The sequence below is a fragment of the Piscibacillus halophilus genome (assembly GCF_900110685.1).
GTDB classification, from domain to species: domain Bacteria; phylum Bacillota; class Bacilli; order Bacillales; family Alkalibacillaceae; genus Piscibacillus; species Piscibacillus halophilus.
This window is the reverse complement of sequence record NZ_FOES01000059.1, coordinates 1-12,653: the sequence shown is the minus strand read 5'-3', so window position 1 is coordinate 12,653 and position 12,653 is coordinate 1. Positions and strand designations below refer to the sequence as shown.

13 protein-coding genes and 1 pseudogene are annotated in these 12,653 nt (G+C 35.1%); 9 read left to right on the top strand and 5 right to left on the bottom strand.

From position 1 onward, the window contains the following. Positions 1–292: transposase (locus BMY57_RS15045; protein WP_143063857.1), on the top strand; the 292-nt coding region annotated here is incomplete at its 5' end. Between the two features lie 392 nt (positions 293–684). Here BMY57_RS15045 and BMY57_RS15040 read toward each other — a convergent pair. Further along, complete coding sequence (locus BMY57_RS15040; protein WP_091776065.1) at positions 685–888, bottom strand: DUF1657 domain-containing protein; 204 nt, start codon at positions 886–888, stop codon at positions 685–687. 819 nt (positions 889–1,707) lie between these two features. Continuing rightward, positions 1,708–2,466 (bottom strand): annotated as a pseudogene (locus tag BMY57_RS15035) (Tn3 family transposase); the annotation flags it as partial. A 150-nt stretch (positions 2,467–2,616) separates the two neighbouring features. On the opposite strand from BMY57_RS15035, the gene BMY57_RS15030 reads away from it, so the two are divergent. Beyond that, positions 2,617–3,969, top strand: a complete 1,353-nt coding sequence (locus tag BMY57_RS15030; protein ID WP_091776062.1) for an IS1182 family transposase — start codon at positions 2,617–2,619, stop codon at positions 3,967–3,969. A gap of 181 nt (positions 3,970–4,150) precedes the next feature. On the opposite strand, the gene BMY57_RS15025 is transcribed toward BMY57_RS15030, so the two are convergent. After that, positions 4,151–4,591: a cell wall hydrolase gene (locus BMY57_RS15025; protein WP_091776060.1), complete on the bottom strand. Its 441-nt coding sequence runs from the start codon at positions 4,589–4,591 to the stop codon at positions 4,151–4,153. A 375-nt stretch (positions 4,592–4,966) separates the two neighbouring features. Here BMY57_RS15025 and BMY57_RS15020 point away from each other — a divergent pair, with 375 nt between their 5' ends. The 6 genes from BMY57_RS15020 to BMY57_RS14995 all read left to right on the top strand — a co-directional run bounded on the left by BMY57_RS15020 (position 4,967) and on the right by BMY57_RS14995 (position 11,272). Next, positions 4,967–6,484: a phospholipase D-like domain-containing protein gene (locus BMY57_RS15020; protein ID WP_091776057.1), complete on the top strand. Its 1,518-nt coding sequence runs from the start codon at positions 4,967–4,969 to the stop codon at positions 6,482–6,484. 570 nt (positions 6,485–7,054) lie between these two features. Beyond that, positions 7,055–8,209 carry an MFS transporter gene (locus BMY57_RS15015; RefSeq protein ID WP_091776054.1) on the top strand — a complete coding sequence of 385 codons (1,155 nt, stop codon included), beginning with the start codon at positions 7,055–7,057 and terminating at the stop codon, positions 8,207–8,209. A 173-nt stretch (positions 8,210–8,382) separates the two neighbouring features. Further along, on the top strand, positions 8,383–8,988 hold the full coding sequence (locus tag BMY57_RS15010; RefSeq protein ID WP_091776051.1) for a TetR/AcrR family transcriptional regulator: 606 nt from the start codon (positions 8,383–8,385) through the stop codon (positions 8,986–8,988). Between the two features lies 1 nt (position 8,989). Beyond that, on the top strand, positions 8,990–9,844 hold the full coding sequence (locus tag BMY57_RS15005; protein WP_091776048.1) for an ABC transporter ATP-binding protein: 855 nt from the start codon (positions 8,990–8,992) through the stop codon (positions 9,842–9,844). After that, on the top strand, positions 9,841–10,539 hold the full coding sequence (locus BMY57_RS15000) for a fluoroquinolone export ABC transporter permease subunit (RefSeq protein WP_091776045.1): 699 nt from the start codon (positions 9,841–9,843) through the stop codon (positions 10,537–10,539). Before BMY57_RS15005 ends, BMY57_RS15000 begins: the two co-directional genes overlap by 4 nt. Positions 10,540–10,561: 22 nt before the next feature. Next, the gene (locus BMY57_RS14995; RefSeq protein WP_246247382.1) at positions 10,562–11,272 is read left to right on the top strand and encodes an Rv2686c family ABC transporter permease subunit; all 711 of its coding nucleotides are present in this window, start codon (positions 10,562–10,564) and stop codon (positions 11,270–11,272) included. A gap of 66 nt (positions 11,273–11,338) precedes the next feature. Here the strand turns inward: BMY57_RS14995 and BMY57_RS14990 are convergent, their stop codons facing one another. Beyond that, the gene (locus BMY57_RS14990) at positions 11,339–11,815 is read right to left on the bottom strand and encodes a DUF4188 domain-containing protein (protein WP_175615198.1); all 477 of its coding nucleotides are present in this window, start codon (positions 11,813–11,815) and stop codon (positions 11,339–11,341) included. Between the two features lie 191 nt (positions 11,816–12,006). Further along, positions 12,007–12,180: a hypothetical protein gene (locus BMY57_RS16165; protein WP_177176404.1), complete on the bottom strand. Its 174-nt coding sequence runs from the start codon at positions 12,178–12,180 to the stop codon at positions 12,007–12,009. Positions 12,181–12,433: 253 nt separating this feature from the next. Here BMY57_RS16165 and BMY57_RS14985 point away from each other — a divergent pair. Further along, positions 12,434–12,653 (top strand): transposase (locus tag BMY57_RS14985; RefSeq protein WP_177176403.1); only part of this gene is annotated, 220 nt, incomplete at its 3' end.

Below are 12,653 nucleotides of genomic sequence, written 5' to 3'. Positions count from 1 at the left end.
GGACTTCAACGTCCTTACCACGTTCCTGAACTACCCTTCCTCTATTCGTCCGATGATTTACACGACAAACATCATCGAGCGCACCATGAAGGAGTTCAAGAAACGTCTGAAAACGATGAACAGCCTTCCCTCCGAAGAAGCCGTGGAGAAGGTGATTTATATGGTTTCAGATGAATGCAACACCAAATGGTCTACGCGCAAACTCCGTGGGTTCAAAGAAGCAAGCCCTGAACTGCACGCCATGTTTGAGGAACGTTATGGATCTCAGACCGAAAGCGAGGAGGGGAAATAACCCTCCACCGGATCACCCTACTTTTTTACACAAACTTATTGACGGTACCTAACGTTTTCAACGTTAAGTATTACTTCTTTTTTGTTTCTTTAAAATCAACTTATCTACAGTAAACAATTATAGTATTCATAGTTTTTATAGAAAGAGTTTCATAAATGCATCATTATCTATTTTGGAGGTGATGATGAAAGTTACTCAAATCTTTATTGTTATAACCCATTTGATTCTGATTTTCGTTACATCCTGAACCTATTCCGATGATGGTTAGTAATAAAAGCAAAATTTTTAATTTAGTTATGTTACCTTTCATGAAATCACCTCATATTTTATCCATTCAAAATCGACACAAAAGGTTGATCAATATCGACCCAACCTTTTGTGTCGCATTATGATTATTGTTTGTATTGAGGTTCTTCTTGTTCAATTTGTTGAACGCGTGGTGCAATGCTGTCTACTACAGATTGAGTTTGTTTAGCCGCATCTTGATAGAGTTGCTTCGCTTGTTCATTATCTGTACTAAGAGCAAATGTTTCAAAGCTAGCTTGTGCACTTTTTAACCCTGCTAGAGCTGTTTTAACGTCACTGATGACTGTCATGAATAACGCCTCCTATATTTTATTTTGACCTTTATTATATTGCTGTATAAAAAGATTTTTATTCATTGAATTTTATCAGACTTTAAATATTTAGATATGTAATTTTCCACTGCTTTTGGAAAAGAAACACATGTAAGAAAAAGCGATGAGAGGAGGATAGTGAAAATGGACAATTAAGTTATAAATAAACGGATTAAAATACAGAAAATTTATTCGTAGTTACTAGGTGTCTTGGAAATTGTTACATTGCATTTTATCCGAATAAAGGGGAATTCCTTTTCAAACACAGTGAAGGACTTGTCAATGGAGTATTTTACAATTTGTTTGTCTTATTAATATTTTTTCAATAAACAAGAAAATGGTGAAAAAAAGCGAGGTATACATTAGTAATGTACAAGGACTATACTGAAAATATTTTAGGAACAAAACCACGAGCTAGACATAAGAAAATAATTGAAATTTATTTAGATCAAAGTTTTACCAATCCTATCATACATAAGGAAATTCATGGTGATAAAGTCTATGTCCCCTTAGATTTAAACAGGGTCTGGAATAGAATAAATTAGTATTTAGTTTAGCCACAAATACTATCTAAAGGTGGGGGGTCTTTAAAAATTAGTCTAAAATACCTGCATATTTTTGACCGCTGTGTGGCAATCTACCCAAGTGATTACAACATTGTTAACAAGGAGGAAACATCATGCAACAAATGCAGACGGGTATGAATAATCAACAAGCACAAGCTTTAATGACACAACCGCCTGAAATAATGTCAACAAAGGATCATCTCTATGTAAACGATATGTTAACACCACTGTCGGCTGTGGACATTTGCCGGTAAGAAACCCCTTGTGTCGCTTCTGCCATCTTAGTAAGACCGATGTTTGTTCCCATAGCCATAATCGCTGCCATGATTGCAGACTTTTCTTCTTCTTTCGGTGGATTCAGCGTAGAAGCATGGAGGAACTGCTTTTTGAATCCCGTCCAACTTGCTACTTCCATAAGTAAATCTGTCAACTTCACACGAGGTATCAGTTGATATAGAGATAAACTATATTCTCGTGCTGTTTCTGGAACGTTTTTCTCCAAACGATGGAGATGCAGTCGTCCGTCTTCAAAATTAACCCCATCTAATTCTGTGATATTCGCTTTAATCCATTCAAGCCGATTATGTAATGCATCCATTTTCAATTTTAAGTATTCAGCAACAGAAGGTGGTGCGGTAAGTCCATTAAGGTGCTTGTTTTGCTGCCATGCTTCTTTTGTCACTAAATAATTATCAAAATCTTGATGCTGACGACTTCCTTTAATAGAAACGTTACCTGAGCGTACAAGATTTCTTAACTCGGTAAGAACAGACATCTCATAATATTGGCGATTTATATTCCCATCATCATCATAAACGTGCTTTTGCCAGCGATTCGAGATAAAGTCCAAAGGAGCGCCTTCTGGAATTTTTCGTTTATTATTTTTGTTCATCTCTTTAATGGTCTCAATAGCTTGAAGCAATGGCTCTCCTGATTTTGTAGAAGTGAATTCTAGGGCTTCTAACAATGTTGGGGTATATTTACGTAAGTAGTTTTATAGGCACTGAAAAAAGGATCTTCCAGTAAGAAGATCCTCAGGCTGTCGAGAAAGTCTCGACAGCCTATATTTTTTCTTTAAACTTTAACAATTCCCCGCGTTAATTTGTTATAATATAGTTATACTATTTTAGGTGGTGTTTTAATGTTTAATAGTAAAAAAGAGCGACAAATGGAAATTGAAATGGTGACCATTGATGAACTTGTTCCTGAAGATCACTTATTACGAAAAATAGATCAATACATAGACTTCTCATTCATTCCTGAAAAAGTACGACCGTATTATTCAGAGAATAACGGACGACCTTCGCTCGACCCACTTGTTTTATTCAAAATGATGTTTATTGGTTACTTCTACGGCATTCGTTCTGAACGTGAACTTGAGCGACAGATCCAGACAAATGTTGCTTATAGATGGTTTCTAGGCTTAAATTTAACGGATCCAGTTCCGCATCACTCTACGATTAGTTGGAATCGTCGTACACGTTTCAAAGACACAGATATCTTTCAAGAAATATTTGATGAAATTGTAATTCAAGCAATGAATCATCGAATGGTAGGTGGACGTGTTTTATATACAGATTCAACCCATTTAAAAGCGAATGCCAATAAACGAAAATTCTCTAAAAAAGAGGTTGAAGTAGAAACAGCGGATTATATTGATAAACTCAATGAAGCAATCGAAGAGGATCGAGCCAAACGTGGAAAAAAGCCTTTAAAGAAGAAGGAGGGGGTGAAAAAAACAAAGGAAATTAAGGTTAGTGATACAGATCCTGAGAGTGGCTATCTGTACCGTGAAAATAAGCCTGAAGGCTTTTTCTATTTAGATCATCGTACTACGGACCTTAAATACAATATCATTACAGATGTTCATGTGACTCCCGGTAACATCCATGATTCCAAACCATATTTAGAGCGGTTAGATCATCAGATAAAACGCTTTGGCTTCAACGTAGAAGCTGTTGGTTTAGATGCTGGTTACTTAACGGTTCCTATTTGTCGTGGCTTAGAAGAGAGAAATATCTTTGGCGTGATTGCTCATCGTCGATATAAAAGTCGTAAGGGGTTTCTTCCAAAATGGAAATACCACTATAATGCTGAACTTGATAAATATACTTGTCCTGAAGGACATGATTTAACGTATACGACAACCGACCGAAATGGTTACAGACAATATAAATCAAATCCAGAGATATGTAAGCATTGTCCTTTATTAAATCAGTGCACTCAAAACAAAGATCATCAAAAGACGCTCACGCGTCATATATGGGAAGAGAGTAAAGAAAAAGTTAGAGAAAATCGATTATCCAGCGAAGGAAAATGGATATACCGAATGCGGAAAGAAAAAATAGAACGTAGCTTCGCAGATTCAAAAGAACTGCATGGGCTGCGTTATTGTCGTTTGCGTGGAAGGGAAAAAGTTCGAGAGCAAGCGCTAATGACAGCTGCTTGCCAGAACATGAAAAAGGTTGCCCTCCACCTAGACCGTGTGGTCTAGGTGGAGGAGAGTCTTTTTCATTATTTGATAACCAAAGAATAAATTTAACATCTATAAAAAAGTAAAAAAAGCTTGTAGAAAAACACGGGGTTTCTCTACAAGCTGAAGGATCTTCCAGTAAGAAGATCCTTTTTTTTGCTGCTAAAAAGTTTTAGTTTTTAAAAATATTCGAATCTTTTCCTCAACGACTATAAACGCTTTCACATGTTCCAGGCGCTGGTTCATAAAAACAATGTTGTTTAAATTGACCACTAAAAGGTTGGCCATACCATGTTGGAGGACACGGACCATATGGATTAAAGTACCAAAGAGCATATTTCGCTGGGTAATCTCTCCAATATTCCAAATTCTTTCTTGCTAATCTTCTTTCAGATTCTCTTGCTCGTTGATAAAACATATTGCCTTTTTGCACAGCTTCAAAGGAGTAATTTCCCCCTTGTACTTGAAAAATAACATCTTCAATGGCCCTTACATCCATGAAATCCGCACAATCAGCTACAGCACGGTTTACAATCACGTTTCCAACATATAGCATCCCCTGTACTCCTTCACCTTCAGCCTCTGCTCTCATCATCCTTGCCATTAAATCAACGTCTGCATCTCGGTAAGCGACTCTTGCCATTTTTTCACCTCCAAAATACAGTATGAAAAAAGCATACATTTATGTCCCTTTTTTACAAATATTAAATGAATACTCTATAAAAAACCAAGTTAACAATTAGTAGTAGTGCCTTGCCCCTGTTGGAGTCTTTTTCGTAGTCAGCTACATCAGAATTACGGAAGGTATTGGGATTAAATCGAAGAAATGTAAAACGAACCTCCTTTTTTGTTTTTCGATCCATTTCCGACGTTTAAATTCCTGTGACAAAATAAACTAATTACAAAATATTTATTTTGAGTGCCTCATAAGAAAAGGTATCTAAACAATTCTTTCGTATTCCAAACGTATACTCGCTACATAGTTTGTACATGCTAAGAAAAAACTAGGGGGAATTTTATGGAGTGGATTTTTTATCTATACCTGTTAAATACGTTCTTTATGTTATTCATAGCAATTTGGGAAGTTCGTCGTCCTGCCAAGGCTTTGAATTGGATAATAATAGTCCTTGTTTTGCCTGTCATTGGTTTCTTACTATATCTTAGCATATCAAATCCCAAGCTTATTCATCGTAAAAGATTGACCTCTTCTCATAATGAGTCTGAGAAGTTACCTGATACATATAGTGATTCAGCATCGATAATCGCCGATGCTTTACGGCATTTCACTGTGCATGGGCTTCGAGTCGGCAAAGTCCAAGTACTAAACAATGGAATAGCAAAATATGAACAACTTATCGAATCTCTACAAAAAGCCCAAAAAACCATTGATCTGGAATATTTCATCTATCGGAACGACCAAATTGGTAATCGCATCTCAGAACTGCTGATCGAAAAAGCAGAAAATGGAGTGCGGGTTCGTTTTATTAGAGATGGTTGGGGGAGTAAAACATTTCCGAATCAAAAAATCCTTCAGATGGTGGAAGCAGGGATAGAATGTCGGACAATATTTCCTTTAAGTTTTCCCTGGATTTTGTCCAATTGGAATTATCGGGATCATTGTAAGATTGTGACGATTGACAGAAAGGAATCCTTTACTGGCGGTATGAACGTTGGGTATGAATATACAGGATTAAAGCCAGACGTAGGATTTTGGAGGGACACTCATTTGCAAATTATAGGGGAAGCAACAGGCGACTTGCAGACTATCTTCGACGTTCATTGGAATATCGCTGTACCAGAACGGATAAAGTCAAAAACAAAATCTGAGGCAACGAAAAAGGCCACTAAAATCCCAAAATATAAATCAAAGGAAATCAATCCAACCGGCAGCATAGATCTTTCAAGATGGTCTGCCGAATTAGGATCTGAGTTATGGCCTATAGAAGGTAAAACAGACAATACCCAAACAAAGACAGGAGAATTGCAAAAAGCGTACATCCATACGTTGGAAGGAAACCCTGGAATTCCTACCCCAGTTATTCGTCAAGCTTACTTTATATGTATAACACAGGCGACCAAAACTATTGATATAACAACACCCTACTTTGTACCAGAAACAGATATTATCATGGCATTAAAGACAGCTGTGGCTCGTGGTGTGCACGTAAGATTGCTGGTTCCTCGCCACATTGATCAAAAAAGCGTGGGCTATGCAAGTCGTACCTATTACGGGGAACTTATAGAAGCTGGGGTCCAAATCTACCAGTACAATAAAGGAATGTTACATGCGAAACTGATGATCATTGAAGAGGAAACTGCAGAAGTAGGCGCAGCAAACTATGATATGAGAAGTTTTCGCCTGAATTATGAGGTGTGTCAAGTCGTGTACAGTGCTGATGTGGCAAGGGAACTCACAGAGCAGTTCGAGAGGGATCTTACTGATTCTGTACCATTAAGAATTGAAGACTTGTTGCAACGATCCCTGACCGAGCGCATTGTTGAACAAGGTGCTCGTCTGCTTTCTCCATTATTATAAGTTGATGTATCCTGTTTTTATTGTTCTATCTTAAATCTAGATTTAACTTTGTTTTTAATATATTTCTGACTTATTTGAAAAAAAGTCGAAAACCCGTGTATTATAAGAACTTCCAACATGGGTTTTTTCTTATTTACGATGGAAATTCATTACTAAAAAACGGTAATACTAAAAAGGCAGCTCAAAGAGTTTGAATTCAAAAATATCTGTTACCTTTTCATTTAAATATAGAGGTGATATCAATAGATAATATATTTGAAAATCTTAAGGAAATACGTTTATTAGAAGATAAGCTCTATCATTTAGAATTAAATGGTTGGCTAGTTAGCTAACTCTTCAGCATTCTTTAATGCTTGTTCAGCTGTATTCCCCTTTGTTACTGGAGCTTGATCTAAGACACTTAGTTTCATTTATATTCGTCCCCTTACTTACAAAATAATGATTAGTTACTTTTTTATAGTAAAACATTAAAAGATCATTCGTCTAATATTGAGTTTTATAAGTTTTATTTTTACGTGAAATAAGATATATTAGATAACGTTGAATACATAAAGAAACTGGGGATTTTTAATGACCGAACAACAATCATTAACACCATTAAAAACGTTATTATTCGCCTTTCACGCCACCCAAACCATTATCATTAGTTACTTACCTGTTTATCTACAGGGAAAAGGATTAAACGGTTCAGAAATTGGATGGGTGCTGGCTGTTGGACCATTTGCCGCTATTATCTCGCAACCTTTTTGGGGATACTTAAGCGACAAATATAAAACAGTCAAGAAAATACTTTTACTTTGTATCATTGGATTGATCATATTTAGTTCAATCTTTTTCAGTATGAAACATTTCATCTGGATTATGATGATTGGTTTCTTCTTCTACTTCTTCGCGACACCGATTGGAGCATTAGGCGATAGTTTAGCTCAGAGGCGTGCAGATGAAGTTGGAGTTTCATTTGGAACCATTAGAACCTGGGGATCTATTGGTTTTGCCACCTCATCTCTAGCAATCGGACTTGTCCTAACTTTTACAGGTGTTGAATATATGGTTTGGCCATATCTCACCTTTGCGTTCATCGCTTTATTCGTGACGTTAAGAGTACAAGACGTGGATGTAGCAAAGGATCCGATTAGCTTTGCGGATGTAAAAAAACTACTTCTAAATAAACCATTTATACTTTTTCTGTTCTTTATGATGTTTTTAACCATTTCGCATCGAGCTAATGATAGTTTTATTGGACTTTATGTGACTCAATTAGGTGGTACTAACTTCATCATTGGTACGGCGTGGTTTATTGGTGTCATTAGTGAAGCCATAGTCTTTGCTACAGCTGGACGCTGGTTTAGAAAGTACCACACCCTTATATTCGTAATTCTAGCAGGGGCGATTTATAGTGTTCGATGGATTCTGTATGGATTAGCTGATTCATATTGGGTCGTACTCGCATTACAATTCATGCACGGATTAACATTTGGTGTACTATATTTAGCTTCCCTTGATTATGTAACAAGATTAATTCCGAAACTAACTCAGTCAACCGGACACTTACTTTTCTATGCTGTATTCTTCGGAATATCGGGGATTATCGGTTCACTTATCGGTGGTGCCTTAATTGATGTTTATGGTGGAAGCACATTATATTTTGTTTTAGGAACTATAGCGTTTGCAGGAACCATCTTTATGACCATTTATCATATTCTACCTTTTGGTAAAAAAGCGTAGGTTCTTACAAATTAACTAGATGATCTCGATATTGATTCGAGATCGTCTTTTTTTATAACCATTAATAATAAAGAAAAAATTAATTAGCATTTTACATTAACCAAAACCTGATATATACTGTATATGAATAAAAATAAATTTTATTCATATAATCACAAAGGTGGTATTAAAAAATGGTAAGAGGTTTTACAGAACAAGAAAGAAACGTTATCCGACAACAATTAATTGCTGTCGGCAAACAACTATTTTCAGAATTTGGTGTAAAGAAAACAAGTATTGCTCAACTTACTTCTGCAGTTGGTATTGCGCAAGGCTCCTTTTATCAATTTTTCGAGTCAAAAGAAGTCCTATTCTTTGATATTTTGGAAATGGAAGAAGCTGATATAAAGAATAAAATCCTTCTCAAATACGACCATGACAATATTACTAGGCAAGAATTTAAAGAAATGTTACTTTATGGCTTGAATTTGATTGATCAAAATCCTTTTATCAAACGAGTCTTCCAAGGAGAAAGCATGGAGCATCTCGTTAGAAAACTTCCTCCAGAAAGACTACCACAACATGCTGAAAAAGATGAGTGGGTATTATCACCTTTAATCCATAAATGGCAAGAAAACAATCATATGGTTCATCATTCAACACAAACAATTACTGCTACATTAAGAGGTTTTTATATGATTCTTCTTCACAAAAAAGAAATAGGGGAAGAACTATATCTAGACGCAGTCGATTTGCTCGCTGAATGTTTAGCTACAGGTTTAATTAAGGAGTCAACTTAAGATGATTAAAGTAAAAAATCTATCTTATCGTTATCCAAAAGAACAAGAAGATACCATTCAAGAAATTTCATTTTCTGTACCTAAAGGAGAGATATTTGGTTTTTTAGGTCCTTCTGGTGCAGGTAAAAGTACGACACAAAAAATTCTAATTGGTATTTTGAAAGAGTATCGTGGCAATGTGCAGATTAATCAACAAGAACTCAATCATATAAATGCTGACTACTATGAACGGATCGGAGTAGGGTTTGAATTCCCTAATTTTTATCAAAAGTTTACAGGCTTAGAAAATTTGGAGTTCTTCAGTAAATTATATAAAAATGACATACAAAACCCACGAAAGCTGTTAGAGAAAGTAGGGTTATCCGATGCCACAAATGTCAAATTTAATCATTACTCTAAAGGGATGAAAATGCGCTTAAATTTCTGCCGAGTATTGTTAAACAACCCTGATATCTTATTTTTAGATGAACCTACATCAGGGTTAGATCCAGCTAATGCCAAGAATATTCGAGACCTTATTTTATTAGAAAAAGAGAAAGGAAAAACCATCATCATCACTACACATAATATGGATACTGCCGATAAAATTTGTGATCGTGTCGCTTTTATGGTAGATGGAAAGATTGCCCTTATTGACCAACCTAAACAATTAAAAGTTGCATATGGAGAAAAAGTATTACTAGTAGAATATCAATCATTCACAGGGCCAAAACAAGAAACTTTTGCACTTGATCAACTACATGACAACCAACGTTTTCAACATATACTAGCCCATCATGAGATATTGACTATGCATACTCAAGAAGCAACATTGGAAGATATTTTTATGAGAATAACAGGTAGGACATTACAATGAAAAACCTTGAACTGTTCAAATTCGATGTTCGTTTTCAGTTTCGCCACGGATTTTATGCTGCCTATGCATTAGTTAGTATCGTCTATATAAGCTTGTTATTATTGGCACCAACTTCTTATATAGAACCACTTTCTATCTTAATCATTTTTACTGATCCATCAGTTCTAGGTTTTTTCTTTGTCGGTGGATTAGTTTTACTTGAAAAGGATCAAGCAATTTTTAGTACATTATTCGTTAGTCCAATACGCATACACCAATATTTAATGAGTAAAGTTTTATCATTGACTTTACTGGCTATAGCATCTAGTTTGATCATCTTTATGGTGATTCATCAGCATCATATAAATTATTTACCGTTTTTAATAGCGGTTATGTTATGTTCGATATTTTTTACTTTACTAGGAATTTTTTTAGCCGTCCGAGTTGATTCCATCAATATGTTTTTATATACATCACCACTGATTACGATTATTTTTTATTTACCATTACTCAATTTTTTTAAACTATCGGATTCAATATGGTTATATTTGCTACCAACTCAAGCAGTACTTACTCTCTTAGAAGGAACGTTTAATAGTGTCACTGTACTAGATTATTTCTACGGAATCGCCGTCTTTGTTCCATGGATTAGTCTTGTATATTTATTAACTTATCGCTCATTTAAACACTTTTTACGAACAAAATGTTTTTCGTAATGTGATTTAGAAGGTGAAAATCTTGATTAAAAAAATATTAATACTATCAATAGGTGACATAAAAAACATTCAACGCGAACCTTTATTATTATTTTCTTTACTTGGCATCTTCCTGTTAACTACCGTAGTACGTTACGGTTTACCAGTACTAGAAGACATTCTTCATCATCATACGTCATTTTCGTTAGAACCGCATTTTCGGATTATTGTCAGTTTGACATTATTAATGACTCCTTTTATGATCGGCATGCTCTACGGTTTTATCATTTTAGATGAACGTGATGAAGGTGTGTTACTCTATTATACCGTTACGCCTATAAGGAAATCAGGTTATCTTATTGCTCGGATTCTAGCCCCTATTGCAGTCACCTTTTTCGCATCTTTTGGAGTTATATTATTACAAGGACTGATAGAGTGGGAATTTATTACGTTTATACTAATCGCTTTATTACTAGCCTTACAGTCACCAATTATAACTATGATGTTAGCAAGTCTAGCATCTAATAAAGTCGAAGGATTAGCATTAATCAAAGTCATGAATTTAATGCTAATCATACCGTTGATTGATTACTTTATTGATCACCCTATGACCAATCTAACCATGATATTTCCAGTATATTGGCCAGTTAAGCTATTTTACGAGAATAATGGGTGGTTTCTATTAGGCGGATTGATTATTTCTCTTATTTGGCTTATTTTACTTAATCGATTATTTCGTAAACGATTGGAATAAAGGATTATCCAAAAGTTTCGTTTAGTTTCCAATAAAAAAGCGAGTAAGATTTCTCCTTACTCGCTTTTAATATTGCTTGATTCGTTTCGATGCTGATCTTTTTTTAGGGTTAACCTTTTCATGACCTAATGCTTTTGCTAAACCGTAGACTGGCATGTTGCCATAAACAGATTCATAACTTCCAGACTGTAAAACATACGTTTCATGAAAAATGCCAACGTCTTTTGTATGTCCTATTTTTTGATTGAACTCTCGCCATGCAGTTAAATGTAAGTCATCCTTGGAATAAGCTAATAGCTCGTCCATAGAACGCCAGTATTGAACTAGCTTGACCATTCTTACACCTACCGTCATCTCATGAGAATAAAATCCTAACTCTTTCTGATGTTCATACAACTCCCTTAACATTTTAGGCATCGCCTGAAATACTGGCAACCATTTATGTACTTTCCAATACTTGTTGATCCTCATACCAATTATAAAGACTACAATATCCTCACGGTTGTTAGTTGTATACCTACCAGTATAGATTTTTTGCGCCAATTGTCCTCCCCCTCTTAAAAATTTATTACCTTTAGAATGTATTATCTTATTTACTAGATTATACATATTGTTATGAAAAGTAATTCTAGGAGGATAAATGAGGTGTATTCATGATATGTTTTAGTTAATGAGACCAGAACTCTCTGGGATTGTAATTTTTTAGTGAATACTAAACTTTTCTTGCAACTATGTTAACCGCGTTTACGAATAAAAAATACAATCACCACATGACCAATCGTTGCTCCAATCAGCCAAAAAACTAACTGACTCCACTCTAAAGAGTTAGTATAAAAGCTTTTAATCAGAAAACCAATCGTAAATCCAATCCACAAACCTACTAATAAGTTTGTATAATTATTCTTCATCAAACCACACCTTTAATTAAAAAGTTCATCATTTTTGTATGGGACCAATGCTAAGGCTGAACCTCTCATTATCTCTTACTAAACAAATTGAATGAATTTTTTATTTAAATTACATGTTAATACTAACATAATATTCTATCGATTGGAGAGTATAAAATATTTTGTGTAAATGATTTTTAGAACATAGAAAAAGGAAGACCCTTTTTGTAGAATTAAGTTAGCCGACAAAATTCACAGAAAAGAGGTCTTCCCTATGAACCATGTTACTACAGATTTAATTGAAGCTCTAGTCCAAAAACAGGATATCCAAGAAGTTTTTCGCCAACATCTTGAGTCAGCAGTCAATCAATTACTCAAAAATGAATTGACAGCTTTCTTAGATTATGAACCTTATGATCGAAAAGGTTTTAATTCTGGCAATTCACGTAATGGCACTTACCCTCGTTCAATTAAAACGGAATATGGGGAATTAA

Bases quoted from the DNA above. Each gene is read 5' to 3' on its own strand.
- BMY57_RS15010 (WP_091776051.1), top strand. From the start codon at position 8,383: ATGGTAAGAGGTTTTACAGAACAAGAAAGAAACGTTATCCGACAACAA.
- BMY57_RS15005 (WP_091776048.1), top strand. From the start codon at position 8,990: ATGATTAAAGTAAAAAATCTATCTTATCGTTATCCAAAAGAACAAGAA.
- BMY57_RS15030 (WP_091776062.1), top strand. From the start codon at position 2,617: ATGTTTAATAGTAAAAAAGAGCGACAAATGGAAATTGAAATGGTGACC.
- BMY57_RS15040 (WP_091776065.1), bottom strand. From the start codon at position 888: ATGACAGTCATCAGTGACGTTAAAACAGCTCTAGCAGGGTTAAAAAGT.
- BMY57_RS15000 (WP_091776045.1), top strand. From the start codon at position 9,841: ATGAAAAACCTTGAACTGTTCAAATTCGATGTTCGTTTTCAGTTTCGC.
- BMY57_RS15015 (WP_091776054.1), top strand. From the start codon at position 7,055: ATGACCGAACAACAATCATTAACACCATTAAAAACGTTATTATTCGCC.
- BMY57_RS15020 (WP_091776057.1), top strand. From the start codon at position 4,967: ATGGAGTGGATTTTTTATCTATACCTGTTAAATACGTTCTTTATGTTA.
- BMY57_RS16165 (WP_177176404.1), bottom strand. From the start codon at position 12,180: ATGAAGAATAATTATACAAACTTATTAGTAGGTTTGTGGATTGGATTT.
- BMY57_RS15025 (WP_091776060.1), bottom strand. From the start codon at position 4,591: ATGGCAAGAGTCGCTTACCGAGATGCAGACGTTGATTTAATGGCAAGG.